The organism is Nonomuraea endophytica (assembly GCF_014203235.1).
Lineage (GTDB): Bacteria > Actinomycetota > Actinomycetes > Streptosporangiales > Streptosporangiaceae > Nonomuraea > Nonomuraea endophytica.
The window spans coordinates 133779-150931 of the sequence record NZ_JACHIN010000015.1; the positions used below are offsets into that span (position 1 = coordinate 133779).

At 71.5% G+C, this 17153-nt stretch carries 13 protein-coding genes; 5 read left to right on the forward strand and 8 right to left on the reverse strand.

Annotated elements, in window-relative coordinates; translation table 11 throughout:
- Positions 1-204: 204 nt before the first annotated feature.
- Entirely contained in the window at positions 205-798 is a 594-nt protein-coding gene (locus tag HNR40_RS42070; RefSeq protein WP_184971719.1) for a DUF3000 domain-containing protein, read from the forward strand.
- Positions 795-2021: an HRDC domain-containing protein gene (locus tag HNR40_RS42075; protein WP_184971721.1), complete on the forward strand. Its 1227-nt coding sequence runs from the start codon at positions 795-797 to the stop codon at positions 2019-2021. Before HNR40_RS42070 ends, HNR40_RS42075 begins: the two co-directional genes overlap by 4 nt.
- 180 nt (positions 2022-2201) lie before the next feature.
- On the opposite strand, the gene HNR40_RS42080 is transcribed toward HNR40_RS42075, so the two are convergent.
- Both HNR40_RS42080 and HNR40_RS42085 read right to left on the reverse strand, forming a co-directional pair.
- Positions 2202-3017: an alpha/beta hydrolase gene (locus HNR40_RS42080; RefSeq protein WP_184971723.1), complete on the reverse strand. Its 816-nt coding sequence runs from the start codon at positions 3015-3017 to the stop codon at positions 2202-2204.
- A gap of 43 nt (positions 3018-3060) precedes the next feature.
- Positions 3061-3435 (reverse strand): PadR family transcriptional regulator, encoded by a 375-nt coding sequence (locus tag HNR40_RS42085; RefSeq protein ID WP_184971725.1) that lies wholly within the window; start codon positions 3433-3435, stop codon positions 3061-3063.
- A gap of 91 nt (positions 3436-3526) precedes the next feature.
- On the opposite strand from HNR40_RS42085, the gene HNR40_RS42090 reads away from it, so the two are divergent.
- The 3 genes from HNR40_RS42090 to HNR40_RS42100 are packed head-to-tail and all read left to right on the forward strand — an operon-like array spanning position 3527 to position 6659.
- A complete protein-coding gene (locus tag HNR40_RS42090) occupies positions 3527-4660 on the forward strand; it encodes a Gfo/Idh/MocA family protein (RefSeq protein ID WP_184971727.1) in 1134 nt (377 codons plus the stop codon).
- The gene (locus HNR40_RS42095; RefSeq protein ID WP_184971729.1) at positions 4657-5823 is read left to right on the forward strand and encodes a dihydrodipicolinate synthase family protein; all 1167 of its coding nucleotides are present in this window, start codon (positions 4657-4659) and stop codon (positions 5821-5823) included. Before HNR40_RS42090 ends, HNR40_RS42095 begins: the two co-directional genes overlap by 4 nt.
- Positions 5820-6659 carry a sugar phosphate isomerase/epimerase family protein gene (locus HNR40_RS42100; protein WP_184971731.1) on the forward strand — a complete coding sequence of 280 codons (840 nt, stop codon included), beginning with the start codon at positions 5820-5822 and terminating at the stop codon, positions 6657-6659. The genes HNR40_RS42095 and HNR40_RS42100 overlap by 4 nt, the downstream gene beginning before the upstream one ends.
- On the opposite strand, the gene HNR40_RS42105 is transcribed toward HNR40_RS42100, so the two are convergent.
- From HNR40_RS42105 to HNR40_RS42130, 6 genes are all read right to left on the reverse strand, one after another.
- Positions 6656-9373, reverse strand: a complete 2718-nt coding sequence (locus tag HNR40_RS42105) for a PEP/pyruvate-binding domain-containing protein (RefSeq protein WP_184971733.1) — start codon at positions 9371-9373, stop codon at positions 6656-6658. The genes HNR40_RS42100 and HNR40_RS42105 overlap by 4 nt on opposite strands.
- A gap of 465 nt (positions 9374-9838) precedes the next feature.
- Entirely contained in the window at positions 9839-10732 is an 894-nt protein-coding gene (locus tag HNR40_RS42110; protein ID WP_221341494.1) for an alkaline phosphatase family protein, read from the reverse strand.
- Positions 10733-11234: 502 nt separating this feature from the next.
- Positions 11235-12008 (reverse strand): sugar phosphate isomerase/epimerase family protein, encoded by a 774-nt coding sequence (locus tag HNR40_RS42115; RefSeq protein ID WP_184971737.1) that lies wholly within the window; start codon positions 12006-12008, stop codon positions 11235-11237.
- Between the two features lie 361 nt (positions 12009-12369).
- Positions 12370-13359 (reverse strand): LacI family DNA-binding transcriptional regulator, encoded by a 990-nt coding sequence (locus tag HNR40_RS42120; protein ID WP_184971739.1) that lies wholly within the window; start codon positions 13357-13359, stop codon positions 12370-12372.
- A 954-nt stretch (positions 13360-14313) separates the two neighbouring features.
- The gene (locus HNR40_RS42125) at positions 14314-15522 is read right to left on the reverse strand and encodes a hypothetical protein (protein WP_184971741.1); all 1209 of its coding nucleotides are present in this window, start codon (positions 15520-15522) and stop codon (positions 14314-14316) included.
- Positions 15523-15603: 81 nt separating this feature from the next.
- Positions 15604-17043, reverse strand: a complete 1440-nt coding sequence (locus tag HNR40_RS42130) for an FAD-dependent monooxygenase (protein WP_184971743.1) — start codon at positions 17041-17043, stop codon at positions 15604-15606.
- Positions 17044-17153: the final 110 nt, after the last annotated feature.

The following is a 17153-nucleotide window of genomic DNA, read 5'->3' on the forward strand; positions in this document are numbered from 1 at the left end:
ATGTTCGAGCAGCCGCTCTGCGTTGACGGGCACGAGCCTGACACGTGCCCCGACTGGGCGTGCACGGACTGCGGGCTGGCCGTGTTCCTCGGGGCGCCACAAGTGCCCGCGCGGACTCGGACGCTGGTGACGGCCGCGGCTTGAGCACATCGTATGAGCACCCCCGTGGTCCCCTTCCGTCCGTCAGCGACCTACGCTTCGACTATGACCGTCGGTGACCGGCCGCCGCCTCCCCCGGCGTTCCTGCGCGCCGCGGAGAGCCTGCGGCCGATCGACGTGCGGCCCGAGATCGAACTCGAGGACCTGCCGGCCCCCCAGCGGCTCGCGCCGTACTCGGCCGCCATCGGCGCGTCCGTCTACCGCGACGACGACGAGCTGGCGGTGGGGCGGCTGATCCTGCTGTTCGACCCCGACGGCCAGCGCGGCTGGGACGGCCCCTTCCGCCTCGTCGCCTACGTGCGGGCCGACATGGAGCCGGAGATCACCTCCGATCCGCTGCTCGGCCCGGTCGCGTGGAGCTGGCTGACCGAGGCGTTGGAGTCCCACCACGCCGCTTACTCCGCCGCTGGCGGTACTGTGACAAGGGCCGTGTCCGAGGGGTTCGGCAACAAAGCGGAAGACCCGGTCACCACCGAGCTGGAACTGAGGGCGTCCTGGTCCCCGACGGAGGAGGACCTCTCGGGTCACGTCGCCGCCTGGTGCGACCTCATGTGCCTGGCGGCGGGGATCCCACCCCTCCCGCCCGACGTGGCCACGCTGCCGCGCCATCGTGAAGATCCGGAGTCCTTTCGGCAGTGACAGAAGAACAGACCGTCGTCCCGCTGCTAGAGCCGCGCGAGGGCATCCCGCGGGTGATCGCCGACGCCGCGGGGCTGGCCCGCACGATCGAGGCGTTCGCCGCCGGCAGCGGGCCTGTCGCGGTCGACGCCGAGCGGGCCTCCGGCTACCGCTATGGCAACCGCGCCTATCTCGTCCAGCTGCGCCGTACCGGCGCGGGAAGCGCGCTCATCGACCCCATGGGCTGCCCCGACCTGAGCGCGCTCGACGCGGCCGTGTCCGACGCCGAGGTCGTCCTGCACGCCGCCTCGCAGGACCTTCCGTGTCTCGCCGAGATCGGCTTCCGGCCGCGCCGGATGTTCGACACCGAGCTGGCCGGGCGACTGCTCGGGTACGAGCGGGTGGGCCTGGGCACCATGGTCGAGACCGTCCTCGGCCTGCGGCTCGAGAAGGGCCATTCGGCGGCCGACTGGTCGACCAGGCCGCTGCCCGAAGACTGGCTGCGTTACGCGGCGCTCGACGTCGAGGTGCTGGTGGAGCTCCGTGACGCGCTCCACGCGCAGCTGGTGGAGAGCGGCAAGCTGGAGTGGGCCCAGGAGGAGTTCGCCGCCGTGCTGGCCACGCCGCCGCCGTCGCCGCGTTCCGACCCCTGGCGGCGCACTTCCGGCATCCACAAGGTCCGCAACGTACGTGCGCTGGCCATCGTGCGCGAGCTGTGGACGATGCGCGACACGATCGCGAGGGAGAAGGACCTGGCCCCCGGCCGCGTCCTGCCCGACGCCGCGATCGTGACCGCCGCGCTGGAGGTGCCGCGCACCAAGAAGGCGCTCACCGAGATCTCCGCGTTCACCGGCCGCAGCGCGCGGCGCTACATGTCCGACTGGCTGTCGGCGGTCAGCCGCGCGCGGGCGCTGCCCGACGGCCAGTTGCCCGCGCCGAGCTCGCCCGGTGACGGCCCGCCTCCGGCCAACCGCTGGGCCGATCGCGACCCGGCCGCCGCCAAGCGCCTGGCCGCGGCGCGCGCGGTGGTGGCGGCACTGGCCGACGAGCACCGGATGCCCACCGAGAACCTCCTGCAGCCCGACGCCGTCCGCCGCCTCACCTGGGAGCCGCCTGAGGTGCTCGACGACGAGACGGTGGCCGAGCGGCTGCGTTCGCTGGGGGCCCGCGAGTGGCAGGTCGGCCTCACGGCGCATCCGCTCACCAAGGCCCTGGACCGGCTGGAGACCAAGGGCGAGGTCTGACGCCGCCTCCGCGGAGGCGGCGCCGCGCTTCTATCCCTCGGTCCAGTGCATGTCCGGGCGTGTCGTCGTGATGTCCCCGTCGATCATGGCGACCTTTCTGCGGTTCTCCTTCAGCCAGTCGTCGAGCCACGCTAGGCCGCTCCCGTTGGACCGCCGTTGGCCCCTTGTTGGGTCGCGGCCTCAGGCCCGGCCGGTCAGGGCGATCCTGGTGATCCGGTCGAGGGTGGGGCCGGGGCGGAGGTAGTCGGTGTGGCGGCCGTCGCCGCCGTCGACGATCCGGGCGCCGAAGGCGGCGACGTTCGGGTCGGCGCCGAATCCGACGGGGCCGAGCGTGACCCCCGGGCGGAAGACGTCGTCGCGGCCGGACAGCGCCGTCCACACGCGGGCGGGCGTGCGGAGGGCGGCGGCGTCGGCGACGCCCATGCCGGGGCTGCCCAGGGCGACGATGTCGGTGACGGGCAGGGCGGGCGCGGCCTCGCCGCAGACGACCGTGCCGTAGCTGTGGCAGACCAGGGCCACCCTCTTGGGCAGAAGGGCGGTCACCAGGGTCCGCAGGGCCTTGGCGCCCTTCGCGGCGGGCAGCGTGGTGATGACGCCCGGGTCGGTCATCTCGGGCGCGTCGTAGCCGAGCCAGCCGATGACCGCGACGTTCGTGCCGGGGGCGAGGGCCTGGGCGCGGGCGTGCAGGGCACGGGCGGCGCCGCCCGGCGCGGCGGTGCTGTCGTTGAACTGCGCCAGGCCATAACCGGTGCCCGGCACGAAGATGATCACCGAGTCGGCGGCGGCCAGGTCGCCCACCACCTCGACGGCCCGCCCGTCGCCGGCCCGGTCGAGGGCCAGGAACTGCCGCCCGGAACCGTCTCCCGCGTTGGCGGCGTAGCGTGCGGCCAGGGCGGGCGCGGTGATCGCGGGCAGGTCGAGCGGTTGTGTGCCCGGCTGGGAGGAGGCACCCGCCACGGTCAGGGCGAGCAGGGCACCCAGCAGGAAACGACGCATGGTTCACGACCGTATGCGACGGCGCGCCCCGCTGGCGTCAGCCTCAGGTACCAGCCGTCCCCTGCCTCTTGGGTACGTGCTTTCCCGGAGCCCCTCTCAGGGTCGCGAGCGCCTCGTCGAGCCGTGCCCAGTCACGGCCGAGGACCGCGGCGAGCTCCGCTCCGGCCTCGCTCGTACGGTAGAACCGGCGCGGCCTCGACTCTTTCGTGCTCCATTCGCTGACCAGGAGCCCCTGCCGCTCCAGTCGCCGCAGCAGCGGGTAGAGCGTGTTGGCCTCGACCGCGAAGCCGCTGCTCGCGAGCTCGTCGAGCAGGGCGTAGCCGTAGTTGGGCCGCTCCAGCGCGAGCAGGCAGGCCAGCACGGCGGTGCCCCGCCGGAGCTCCTGAAGATGGGTGGCGATCGGCGCGTCGTCGGGCATGGCCGCACGTTATTGTGTGGCACACAGTATTGCAACGGCACCCGCGCCCGCCGTACGGTCCTGGAAAGCGCTTTCCGAAGAAGGGGTCTCGATGCGCAGAATCGGCGTGGTGATGAACGGCGTCACCGGCAGGATGGGCTACCGGCAGCATCTGGTCCGGTCCGTCCTGGCCATCAACGAGCAGGGCGGGCTGGCCCTCTCCGACGGCACCCGGGTCAGGCTCGATCCCATCCTCGTCGGCCGCAGCGAGGCCAAACTGGCCGAGATCGCCGCCAGGCACGGGCTCACCGACTACACCACCGACCTCGACGCCGCACTGGAGCGCGCCGAGATCTACTTCGACGCCCAGGTCACCCAGGCCAGGGTCAAGTCGGTGCTCAAGGCCATCGAGGCCGGAAAGCACATCTACGCCGAGAAGCCCACCGCGGAGTCCGTCGAGGAGGCCGTCGCGCTCGCCGAGGCCGCCGCCGCCCGCGGCGTCAAGAACGGCGTCGTCCAGGACAAGCTGTTCCTCCCCGGCCTGCTCAAGCTCAAGCGGCTGATCGACGGCGGCTTCTTCGGGCGGATCCTGTCGGTACGCGGGGAGTTCGGCTACTGGGTGTTCGAAGGCGACTGGCAGGAGGCGCAGCGTCCTTCCTGGAACTACCGGGCCGAGGACGGCGGCGGCATCATCCTCGACATGTTCCCGCACTGGCACTACGTGCTGGAGAACCTGTTCGGCCGCGTCCAGACCGTCTACGCCAAGGCCGTCACCCACATCCCGGCCCGGGTCGACGAGCAGGGGGTGACCTATGACGCTACGGCCGACGACGCCGCGTACGGGATCTTCGAGCTTGAAGGCGGCATCGTCGCGCAGATCAACTCCTCCTGGGCCGTGCGGGTGAACCGGGACGAACTGGTGGAGTTCCAGGTGGACGGCACGCACGGCAGCGCCGTCGCCGGGCTGCGCAACTGCCGGATCCAGCACCGCGCCGGAACCCCCAAGCCCGTCTGGAACCCGGACCTTCCGGTCACCGCCCGCTTCCGCGACGACTGGCAGGAGGTGCCGGACAACGCGGAGTTCGACAACGGGTTCAAGATCCAGTGGGAGCTGTTCCTGCGCCACGTGCTGGAGGACGCCCCGTTCCCCTACGACTTCGCGGCGGGCGCCCGTGGCGTGCAACTGGCCGAGCTGGGGCTGCGCTCGTCGGCCGAGGGCCGCAGGATCGAGGTGGCGGGCCTGTGAGGATCCGGCTGCCCGGCGGCGCGTACACGCTGCGCGACCCCGTCACCTGGCCCGAGCGCGGCGCCTCCCCTTCCGGCGCGCGGGTGGTCTACGCGGCCGCGCACGTGGTGGCCGACCCGCTCGGCGACAACACGCCCGGCGCGCCCGCCGCGGTCGACTGGGCGGCCACCCTGCGCTTCCGCCGCCACCTCTGGTCGTACGGCCTGCGCGTCGCCGACGCCATGGACACCGCCCAGCGCAACATGGGCCTGGACTGGGCGGCGACCCGCGAGCTGATCACCCGCAGCGCCGCGGCGGCGCGGGAGTTCGGCGACCCGGCCGAGCTGGTCGCCTGCGGCGCCGGGACCGACCACGCGCCCGGAGCTGACACCGTCCAGGCGATCACCGACGCCTACGCCGAGCAGATCGACACCGTCCAGGAAACCGGCGCCGGGGTGATCATCATGGCCTCGCGCCAGCTCGCCAGGACCGCCACCGGCCCCGAGGACTACCACCGCGTCTACGGCAAGCTGTTCGGCCTCGCCGACCGGCCGGTGATCCTGCACTGGCTGGGCGAGATGTTCGACCCCCAGCTCGCCGGATACTGGGGCTCCCGCGACGTCGACGCGGCCACCGAGTCGTTCCTGGAGCTGATCCACGCCAACGCCGCGATGGTCGACGGCGTGAAGGTCTCGCTCCTCGACGAGGATCACGAGGTACGGCTGCGCGCCGCCCTCCCCCAGGGTGTCAGGCTCTACACCGGCGACGACTTCAACTACCCGTCGCTCATCAAGTCCGGCAGCCACGCCCTCCTCGGCATCTTCGACGCGATCGCCCCCGCGGCTGCGGCCGCCCTGCAGGCGCTGGCCGCCGCGGAGTCGGCGCCCGACGAGCAAATCCGCGCCCGGAATCTCGCGCTTTACGATGAGATCTTCGAGCCTACGGTGGCGTTGTCCCGAAAGATCTTTGAGACGCCGACGTTCCACTACAAGACCGGCATCGTCTTCCTCGCGTGGCTCAACGGTCATCAGGAGGCGTTCAGCATGGTCAACGGGGCGCAGTCGTCCCGGTCGATCAGCCACCTGGCTGAGGTGTTCCGGCTGGCCGACCAGGCCGGACTGCTGTCTGACCAGGAGCTCGCGGTCCGCCGGATGACGGCGCTGCTGGCGGTGAACGGCCTGTGAACCCGCTGTCGCTCAACCAGCGCACCACCAAGAGCTGGACCGTCGCCCAGGCCGTGGACGGCTGTGTGCGGCACGGGCTTGAGTCCGTCGGGTTGTGGCGGGAGGAGGTGGCCGAGCAGGGGCTGGCGGCCAGTGCCAAGCTCGTTCGTACCGCGGGGCTGCGGGTGTCGTCGCTGTGCCGGGGCGGCTTCCTGACCGCGGCCGCCTCCCTGGACGCCTCCTTGGAGGACAACCGGCTGGCCATCGACGAGGCCGCCGAGCTGGGGGCCGCCTGTCTTGTGCTGGTTGTGGGTGGGTTGCCGGGGGTGGTGCCTGGGCGTCCCTTGGAGGGTGTGGTTTCTCGGGATCTGGCTGGGGCGCGGGAGCGGGTGGCCGAGGCGCTGGCGGAGCTGGCGCCCTATGCCGGGGAGCGGAACGTGCGGCTGGCCTTGGAACCCCTGCATCCGATCTACTGCCCGGATCGGGCTGTCGTGTCCACGCTGGGGCAGGCGCTGGATCTGGCCATGATGTACCCCAGTGAGCAGGTTGGGGTGGTGGTGGACACCTTCCACGTGTGGTGGGATCCGCAGGTGTTCGAGCAGATCGCGCGGGCGGGTGAGCGGATCGCTTCCTACCAGGTGTGCGACTATCTGCATCCGCTGCCCGCCGACGTGCTGCTGGGGCGGGGGATGATGGGCGACGGGGTGATCGACTTTCCGCCGATCACCCGTGCCGTGCTCGCCGCCGGATACACCGGTGACATCGAGGTGGAGATCTTCAACGCCGACATCTGGGCCGCCGATCCGGACGAGGTGGTGGCTTCGATGAAGCGGCGTTATGCCGAGGTGGTCGTTTAGGCGGGGCCCTGGGCAGGCGCCTGGTCGTGCTCCTGCGTGATCGTGCCTGCGGCTTCCTGGTTGACCGTGCCTGCGGCTTCCTGCGTGGTCGTGGCCGCGGGTTCTTGGGTGGTCGTTTGGGCGGGTTCTTGGGTGATCGTGCCTGCGGCGCCGTCCACGGTGACGGTTTCGCCGGTCGTGACGCGTTCGGTGGCGCGGGCGACGCCGACCACGGCGGGGATGCCGTACTCCCTGGCCACGACCGCGCCGTGTGACATGGCGCCGCCCATCTCCATCACCAGACCGCCGGCCGTCAGGAACAGCGGCGTCCAGCCCGGGTCCGTGGACGGGCAGACCAGGATCTCGCCCGGCTCCAGGTGCGCGCCGGCCGGGTCCATGACCACGCGGGCCGGGCCGGTCGCGATGCCCGCCGAGGCCGGGGTGCCGGTGATGGCGCCGTCGGCGGCGGCGATCGAGAGCGCCTCCGGTTCGGTGCCGTCCGACAGCAGCAGGCGCGGGACGTGCCTGCGCCGCGTCTCCTGCTCGTAGGCCGTCTTGCGCTCGGCCACCAGCCCGCCGAGCGGGGAGCCGTTCGTGAGGGCGGTTCTGGTCTCGCGGAAGGTGAGGAAGTAGACGTCGTCCGGGGTGCCGAGGACGCCCTGCGCCACCAGGTGCTCGCCGACGACGCGCATGCTCCGCCGTACCCCCGCGAAGATCAGCACCGCGTAGTACTTGGGCAGCTCGCGCAGCCCGCCGAGACGGCGGGTGCGGTCCAGGGCGCGGCGGACGATCGCGGCGCGCAACCGGCCCTTGCGCGCGGCGGCGGCCACGATGTGCTCGACGGCGGCCTGCGCGTCGGCGGCGCCGCGCTCGAACAGGGCGTCGGGCGCGAGGCGGTCGTCCATGCGCAGGTAGTTGGCCAGGACGCCGATGATGTGGGATGGATCGTCCGACCAGCGCTTGACACCGAGGTCGATCTCGGCGACGCCGCGGTGGCCGTAGGTGGCGAGGAAACCGGAGATGGCGTCCTGGGTCACCTTGGGGAGCTGTCCTGCCTGGTAGAGGCGGGTGATCTCGTCGACCGACCGGTCGCCGAACGGTTCGATGCGCGTGGCCAGCCGCCACAACTCCATGTCCATCTCGGTGGTCGGGTTGTTGGGCATGCTCCGTAGTACGTCCTGCATGTCGGAGATCGGCACACCCGACAGCTTCGACGCCAGCCCGAACATCCCGTAGCCCGCGACCACGATCGGCATGATCGAGAAGATCATCGGGAAGGTCGCGCCGAGCAGGCGTTCCGCGTGATCGATCCGGGCCTGCGGGGAAACGTCCGGCGGGAGTTCCAGGCGCCGCGTGAGGTCGTCGCCGATGCGCCGCGAGTAGGCCAGCGCGCGTTCCGGCCGCGTGAGCGCCCATCGCACCCGCCTCGGCGCGCCCGCCGCCCGCGCGATCCGCCGCGCCGCGCGCAGGAACGGCCGCCGCGACGGGTAGATCATCGACAGTCTCGGGTCGTCCATCAGCGCGTTGAACAGCACCGCCGTACGCGCCTCCGCGACAGAGAACATTCTCGGCAGTACGGCGCGGCCGACGCGGCTGCGTGCCGCCTTGGTCAGGTCGATCCAGAGGCGCTGCCCCGCCTCGACCACCGGACCGGCGCCGTCGTGGGGGTCGGCCGGCGGATACCCCGCGATCCTGGCCGCGCCCGCGCTCATCAGCTTGATGCCCGCGCTCCCCATCGGCGTGAACGGCCCCATCACCCCCTGCGCCACGTTGACCGAGAAGAACAGGCGCAGCCCGTCGTGTCCGGTCTCGGGCGTCTCGGGCAGCGGGTAGAGCGTGGTGATCGGCCGCGCCTGCGTCAGCCAGAGCCGCCCGCCGGCGTCGATCGCCCACTCGGTGTCCTGCGGCGCGCCGTAATGCCCCTCGACCTTGGCCCCGAGCTCGGCCAGCGCCCGCACCTGCGCGTCGGTGAGGCAGAAGCCGTCGACGTCGGTCTCCACCCGTTCGGTGCCGCCGCCGGGCAACGACCTGATGGCGATCTTCTTGTCACCGGCGTGGCGTTCGCGGATCTCGGCCGTGGCCACGTCGACCACGAACCGGTCGGGATTCACCGCCCCCGACACCACCGCCTCGCCGAGTCCCGGGCTGGCGTCGATCACCGCCTCCCGCCTGCGGCCGGTGACCGGGTTCGCGGTGAACATCACCCCCGCCACCTGCGCGTCCACCATCGTCTGGACCACCACCGCGATGCGAACCGCCGCGTGGTCGATCCCGTTCGCCTCGCGGTAGGCGACCGCCCGGTCCGTCCAGAGAGAAGCCCAGCACTTCCTTACCGCCAGCAGCACCTCCTCCGGCCCCACCACGTTGAGGAACGTGTCCTGCTGACCGGCGAAGCTCGCGAACGGCAGATCCTCCGCCGTGGCCGACGACCGCACCGCCACCGGGGCCGCCTCCCCCAGCCCCGCGTAGGCCTTCCTGACCTCCTCGGCCACTTCGGCCGGGATCTTGGTTTCCAGGAGGCGTTGTCGTGCCTTCGTCGCCAGGTCACCGCCTTGGGCGATGATCTCCTGGAGGCCGGCGGCTTCGGCTGCCTGGTGGTAGGCGTCCGTGGTCAGCACCCATCCTGGGGGGACCGGGAGGGCCGCCCGGGTCAGCTCGCCCAGGTTGGCCGCCTTACCGCCTACTTCGGCGAGCATGCCGGCGTGGATCTCGGAAAACTCCAGTGCGGTTTTCATGCGCCGTCCTCCTGAGAGACACCCTTCGTTCACAGTGTGGCGCGTGGGCGGCCAGAATTCAACAAGTGATGAAAAACTTTGACAGAAGGCACCGCCCCTCACAGCACGTGCCCCCACGCGGCGCACGTCCCCTCGCGGCGCGCATGCCCGCGCCCGTGCACTTCCCCACGCCATGCGACCTTCATGACCCGCGTCTTCCCGCATCACACGCACGCGTCGCGGCCCTCACGGCACGTGCCTCCTGGCGGCGCACGCGCCCTCTAACGCGCCGCGCCCCTAACGCGGCACGCCCTCTCGCGGCGCGCATGCACTTCCTCACGCCACGTGACCTTCATGGCTCGCGTCTCCTCGCGTCTCTTCGCGGCACGCGAACACCCTCGTGGTCCGAGGGCCCTCCTTGGCACGCGGTAACTCCGGCGGGCGCGACACCGGGACGGGTGAAGCTGGGGCTCTTGGGTCGAGGGGTTAGAGGGGGAGGGGGTGGCCGTCCAGGTTCCAGGCGGGGGTGGGGGTGATGCCCAGTTGGGTCAGGGCGGTGGGGGCGATGTCCACCAGGCGGGCCTCGGGGAGGCGGCGGCCGCCGAGGTTCTCGCCGAGGCGGGCGGCGATCACGAAGGTGGTGCGTTCCTCGGGAGAGACCCCTCCGTGGCCGCCTTCGTCCAGGTGGCCGTGGTCGGTGGTGACCAGGATGGTCCAGCGTTCGGCTGGGTAGGAGGGGCGGTTCTTGATCGAGGTGAGGACGCGGCCCAGGTAGTTGTCCTGGGTGTGGAGGGCGTCCGTGTACTCCGGGCAGTGGGGGCCCAGGCGGTGGGCCACCTCGTCGGTGTCGCCGAAGTAGACGAAGGACAGGTCGGGATCCTGCTCGGCGAAGTGGCGTTCGGCGGCGTCGGCTATCTGCCTGTCGCCCTCGGTGAAGGTGATGGCGAAGCCGTCCAGGACCACGCGGGTGTCGATCTTCGGCCCGAACGCCCCGTGCTCGGCCAGCGCGGCCCACGAGAACAGTGCTGAGGTGGTCAGGGAGGGGTCGGCCCGCTTGGCCCGCGTCAGGAAGTCCGGATATTTCGCGAAATCGGGAGCGGTGAAGCTGTTATCCACTACCCCGTGCTTGTCCGGCCAGACACCGGTGGCGATCGACGACCACCCCGGCCCCGAGTCGGTCCTGGACGCGATCGCCCGCTCCCCCAGCCGCACGACCTCCCCCTTGGTCCCCGTGGAGACAGCCTCGGCCTCCCCGTACGGCAACAGGCTCGTCCCATGCACACCGGTATCGAGCAGTTCCCCAAGCACCTTGGGACGCAGCGCCAGCAACCGGTCGAACCGCAGGCCGTCCATCCCGACGACAAGCACCTTGTCCTTCACGCGACTCCCATCTCCCACCATCCCAACGACACACCGCGGCCACCCTACGCGCGCCCCACCCACCCCCCAAGCCCACCCCACCGACCACCTCCCGGCCACAGATCACCGGACGCCCCACCCGGCCTCGGGCCGCCGCCCGCCATGCCACCCAACCCCGCCGTGCTGACATCCCCGACGGGAGGCGCGACCGAGCGGCTTCGCATCCCCAACCTGCCGCATGCCACCGGTGCCCACCGGCGGACGGAGAGCCTCAGGGACCCCGTGACGGCACGCCGCGGGCAGGCGGGCTTGTGGGCGCCGACTGGGCAGGTGGGCATGACCTGGGGGCTGGAGGGTCAGTCGACTGAGCAGGTAAGGGGAGGGATAGAGGGGCTGGGCAGGTAGGGGGAGCCGAAGGGATAGAGGGCCGGGCGGGCAGGTAGGCGGGTGCCGGGAGCGCTTGAGGCATCGAGGGGCGGGCAGGCGGCCCGGCCGTTGGTGGAGGCGCTTGGAGCGTGTCGGGTCAGGGCTGGTAGCGGCGGACCCATTCGGCGGCGCCGGGGAGGATGTCCTCTACCGGGGCGACCTGGGGATACCAGGTGCGTTCCCACTCCAGCGACACCCACCCGTCGAACCCGGCAGACCGGAGCAGTTCCCCGCACTCGTCCAGCGGCACGGAACCCGACCACATCGGCACCGGCGTACTGTCGTTGGCCGACACCGCATCCTTGACCTGCACATACGCCAGATGCGAGCCCAGGGCGGAGAGGGTGTCGGCTGGGGCTTCGCCGTGGCGCCACGGGTGGAGGAGGTCCCAGAGGGCGCCGGTGGTGTCCGGGGAGTCGGCGGCGTCCAGGAGTTCGGCGAGCTTGGCGCCGGTGGCCATCAGGTCGTGGGTTTCGACGAGGACACGCAGGCCCAGTTCGCGTGCCGTACCGGAGACTGCCTGGAGGCGGCGGGCGCCCACGGCCGGGTCGTCGCCGCGCGGGAACACCCGCACGCCCGGGGCCCCCAGGTCGGCGGCGAGCTTGAGGTCGGCGGTGAGGGCCTCGATGAGGGGTTCGTCGGGACCTGGCTCACATACGCGCACATAGCCAGCCAGGGCGGAGATTTCCAGACCTGCGCTCTCCACCGCCTTCCGCGCCGCCGCACGCTCGTCACGGCTCAGTCCCGCGTGTACGCCCGTGTCGGGGTGCAGCCGCAGCTCCAACCCCTGGCAGCCATGTCCCACGGCTATCTCGATCGCCCGGTCGAGCTTGTCGCCCGGCATTCCCAGCGTGCTGACGGACAGTTTCACAGTGTTCTCCCAAGGGGGTGGTGGCACGCGCGCCGCCGGTCAAGCGACACGCGGGAGTACGGCGGGGCCGCCGCCGTACCAGCACAAAGACACAGACGTCCCCGCCGCACACCCGGGGTGGGGACGCGGTGGGCACGGGTGGGGGTTGGGTGCAGACAACGGCAGGTGAGTGAACTTGAGCGCGGGCATCCAGCAGGTGCGGGGGCTGGATGCCCGCATCCCGGAGGCGCGAGGGCTGGATGCCCGCATCCCCGAGGCGCGAGGGCTGGATGCCCGCATCCCGGAGGTGCGGGGGGTGGGTGCGCGCATCCGGCAGGCAAGACGGCTGGGCGCGGGCGTGCGGCGGGGGTGGGGTGGGGCATCAGAGGGGGCGGACGCTTTCGCGCAGGACCACCTCGCCGCGGACCGGCTCCACCACGGGCTTGTCGGCCGAGGTGAGGGCCAGTTCCAGGGCCCGCGAACCCATGTCCGCCAGCGGCAACCGCACCGTCGTCAGCGCTGGCGCGTGGTCGCGCAGGGTCGCGATGTCGTCGAACCCCGCCACCGACACGTCCTCCGGCACCCGCACGCCCCGCTCCCTATACGCGGCCAGCGCGCCCACGGCCATGACGTCGTTCACCGCGAACACGCAGGTCGCGTCGCCCGTCTCCTGCGCCGCCTGGTAGCCGCCGTCGCGGTCGAACGGGCCGTGGATGACGCGGGGGCGCGGGAGTCCCAGTTGTTCCAGGGCGGTGACGAATCCGGCGCAACGGTCCGCGGCGGTCATGAGCCGCGGCGGGCCCGCGAGCACCGCGAACCGCCGGTGCCCCAGCTCCGCCAGCGAACGCGCCAGCGCCGCCGCCCCCTCCCCGTTGGCCGGGGCGACGGTGTCGACGCCGAGCAGGTCCTGGCCGACGCAGGCGACGCGGCCGCCGCTGGACAGGTAGCGGTCGAGTTCGGCGCGCAGCCGTCCGGTGACCTCGGGGTCGTCGAGCCGCGAACCCACCAGCAGCACCGCCCGCACGCGCTGCGCGTTGAGCGTGGCGACGTAGGCGATCTCCTGTTCGGGGTCGCGGTGGGTGGTGCCGACCATCACCAGCAGCCCTTCCCCCGCCGCGGCCCGCATGACCCCGTCGGCCAGCGCCGCGAAGTAGGGGTCGGTGAGATCGTGCACCACGATGCCGATCACGTTGCTGGCACCGCGGGCAAGGGTCTGGGCTGCGATGTTGGCCCGATAGCCGAGCTCGTCGGCGGCCTGCTCAACGCGGGCACGCAGGCCTGCGCCCACCTGGCGGGTACTGCCGTTCAGCACACGCGAGGCGGTCGCCAGCGAAACACCCGCCTGCCTCGCCACATCTTCGAGGGTGACCACGACACCTCCTGGAAAGCGATTTCCCAGTCTGCCAGACTCCCCCCTCCCCCCGCCTCACACATCTCGACGCCGAGGGCCAAAACCCACACCATCCACACCTCGGCGCTGCGGTCAAACCGTCCCCATCCACACCTCGGCGCTGAGAGGTCAAACCCTCCCATCCATGCCTCGGCACTGAGGGTCAAAACCCTCCCCATCCATGCCTCGGCACTGAGGGTCAAAACCCTCCCCATCCATGCCTCGGCACTGAGGGTCAAAACCCTCCCCATCCATTACGGCCAGCCACACCCCCACCACCCACCGACGCCCGCTGGCGCCGATCGGGGGGATCGCTTCTCACGTCGGACGTGGTACTCGCCGCAACGGCGATCCGTCAGCCAGCCAAGTGGCAACCCGCCACCCAGCCACGCCATGTCCGAGGGAAATCAGCCCCATGTCCGAGGGGAATCAACCCCGTAGGGCCAACAAGGCAACGTCGCCATCCGGGTCGCCAAGGTCACCGATCGCCCGGTCACCGCATCGCCGTTGCGGTGGGGACCCGTCCGACGTGAGAAGCGATCCCCACGACACGCAAGCTCACGTCGGCGGGTGGCGGTGGGGCGGCTGTGCCGTAGCGGATGGCGGGCTGAGCGAGCGCCGCGCAGAACAGCCGGGCTGAGCAAGCACCGCGCAGAACAGCCGGGCTGAGCGAGCACCGCGCAGAACAGCCGGGCTGAGCGAGCACCGCGCAGAACAGCCGGGCTGAGCAAGCACCGCGGAAGACAACCGGGCTGCGAGCGCCGCGCAGAACAGCCGGGCTGAGCAAGCACCGCGGAAAACAACCGGGCTGCGAGCGCCGCGTGGAACAGTCCGGGCTGCGCAAGAGCCGCGTAGGACAGCATGATGGCGCGGGCGGCTGGGCCGCCCGCGCTATCTCTCCGCGGCTCGTCCTGCCAAGCGAGCCCCGGGAGTACGTCAGCCGAACAGCCAGTCCAGGAGGCCGCCGGGCTTCTTGCTCTCCGTTGGCGCGGGGGCCGGGGCGGAGGTGGTGGGGGCCTCGGTGGGCGCCTGGGTGGTCTGCTTGGCCGAGGGGGCTTGGGTGGCGCGCGGCGGATTGGGGTCGTCGGCGTTGTCGGTGACCGGGTCGTTGGGCTCCGGGGCACGGGTGCCCTTGGAGGTTGCCTTGGGGGTGGGGTCGCTGTCGCGGGTCGGGGTCACGCGGGGAGCCGGGGTGCGGGTGGCTCGGGCGCGGCTCACCGTGGGCGTTGGGGTGACCGACTCGGACATGTCGGGTTCGGGGGTGGCCTCGATGGGCTGGTCGGCCGGGTCTTCCGTCTCTTCGGCGGGCGGGGCCACGGGGGTGCTCACCTGGCCGGCGCTTGAGCACTGGGCGCCGGTGCAGGCCTCGGAGCCGGAGCCGGTCAGCATCCAGCCCGCGCCCACGCCGATCACGACGATGGCGGCCGCCGCCACTACCAGCATCTTGGTGCGGCGGCGTACCTCACTCTGTCCGGAATCCGGCTCGTCGGTACCGCTCCAGCCCGAACCGAGGAAGCCCCGGCGCGGCTCGTCGTCATCGTCGCCGAACGGGCGTTCGTAGGACTTGTCCAGTGGCAGGTATCCGGGCTCGTTCTCGTCACGGTCTCCGTCGTGCCCTGCTACGGCGTCGTAACCGGCTCCCGCGGCTCCGGCGTCGTATCCAGGTCCCGTCGTGCCCGACTCATAGCCCGTTGTTCCGGGCTCATAGCCTGCTGTTCCCGCTTCATAGCCTGTGCCGGCCTCGTAGCCCGCTGTTCCGGCCTCGTAACTCGTGCCGGGGTCGTGTCCTGCCGTGGGGTCGTAGCCCGTGATGGACTCGTAGCCGGGCGTGCCGAGGTCGGCGCCGGAGTTCAGGTCCAGGGGGTCGGCCGGGTCGGTGTGGCTCTTGAGGGCGCTCTGGTCCAGGAGGATGTCCTGGTGGACCAGGGCGTCCGGCTCGGGCAGGTGGTAGGTCTCCGAACGCTCCCCAGGCGTGCCGGCGTCGCCCGGCAGGTGGTAGGTCTCGCTGAGCACGACGGCCGGCTGCTCGTCGGTGTCCGCGGCGTCCGTCTCCCACCGGTCGGAGAGCACGTCACCGGTCATGTCCGGGTTTAACGACCTGCCCTGCTCGTCCTCGAATGGTCTGTCCTTCTCGTCGCGCGACACGGTGTACCTCTCTAGCTACCGGGTGTGGATCGCGACCTTCCTAACAGACTCCACCACCTCTTGTCCGGAAATTTCACTCGATCACCACAAATAGTCGTCCGTAACAGGTTTGAACCAGCGCCCCAGTGCTTCACCCAGCGTGTCCGCCCCGGCCCGCGAGGTCCACGCCACGTAACCGTCGGGACGGATCAACAGGGCCTCCGCCTCGTCTTCCGCCCTGCCTCTGACCACCTCCACCGGCCATCCGGACACCGCCTCGACAAGATCGTCCCGCCCGGCCAGGTCCAGGAGAAACGGTCGCCCGCCGCGCAGCAACTCTGTCAGCCGTATGTCGCCGTCGTCGGTCTTGATCGCCAGATCGGGGGCCATCCGCCCGGCCCCTGGTACGCCGACGTCGTAGGCGGTGTCGACGCCGCTGATCATCCCACTCAGATAGGTGTTCACCTCGTCGAAGCCCATCAGCTCCGCGAACAGCTCCCGCAGCGGATCCACCGACGGATCCGGGTTGGCCAGCGCCGTCTGGGCCCTGACGTTCCAGAGCACCCGCGCCGCCACCGGGTGCCGCTCGGCGTGGTAGCTGTCGAGCAGTCCGTCCGGCGCCTGCCCCCGAACCTCCGCCGCCAGCTTCCAGCCCAGGTTGACCGCGTCCTCCAGCCCGGTGTTGAGGCCCTGCCCGCCCCACGGGAAGTGCACGTGCGCCGCGTCCCCGGCCAGCAGGACCCGGCCGGTCCGGTATCGCTCGGCCTGCAGGGCGGCGTCGCCGTACCGGGAAAGGGCGCGCGGATCGCGCATGGGCACGGGAACGCCCGCGATGTGCTCGGCCGCCTCCCGCAGCTCCTCCAGCGTGACCGGCGCCTCCCGGTCGGCGTGCGGCGCCCGGAAGTCATAGGTGGTGATGCGGCTGTGCCCGGCGGGATTCACCCATGCGATCAGCCAGCCACGGGGCGTGCGGTGGTAGCCGCCGGGAAGCCCGTAAGGATCCTCCAGCCGCACGTCTCCCATCAAAGCGGCCACCCGGGCCCCCGTCCCCGTGAACGGGATCCCGGCCGCCTTCCGCACCACACTCCGCGCCCCGTCGGTCCCCACCACGAACCGGGCCGCCACCTCCCGCCCGTTGGCCGTCACCACCACGCGGTCCTCATGCTGAACCAGCTCCGTCACCTCCTGCCCCCGCCGGATCTCCGCCCCCAGCCCCGCCGCCCGGCGCGCGAACACCTGCTCCGCCCACGCCTGCGGACTCCCCACCAGGCTCGGCCCGTCCCCGGCCACCGCCCCGAGATCGAGCTCGAACATCCCGGAGAAGTGAAACCGCAGACTCCCATAGCTCGCCCTGCCCTCCGCCTCCAGCAGTCCGCGCCGGTCGAGGCTCTGCGCCGTGCGCGCGTGCAGCGTCCCCGCCTTGGACTCCCCAGTCGGTACGGCCAGCCGTTCCAGCACCAGAGCCCGCACCCCCTGCAAGCCCAGCTCCCCCGCCAGCAACATCCCGACCGGCCCGCCGCCCACGATCACCACGTCATACATCCGACCCTCCAAAGCCGACTCCCCCACCCGAACACCACAACCCCCAGACCGGTTCCACCGCCCCGACCCCACCCGCACAGGGCCCGTTCGTTAGTTCGGAATCCTCGTAC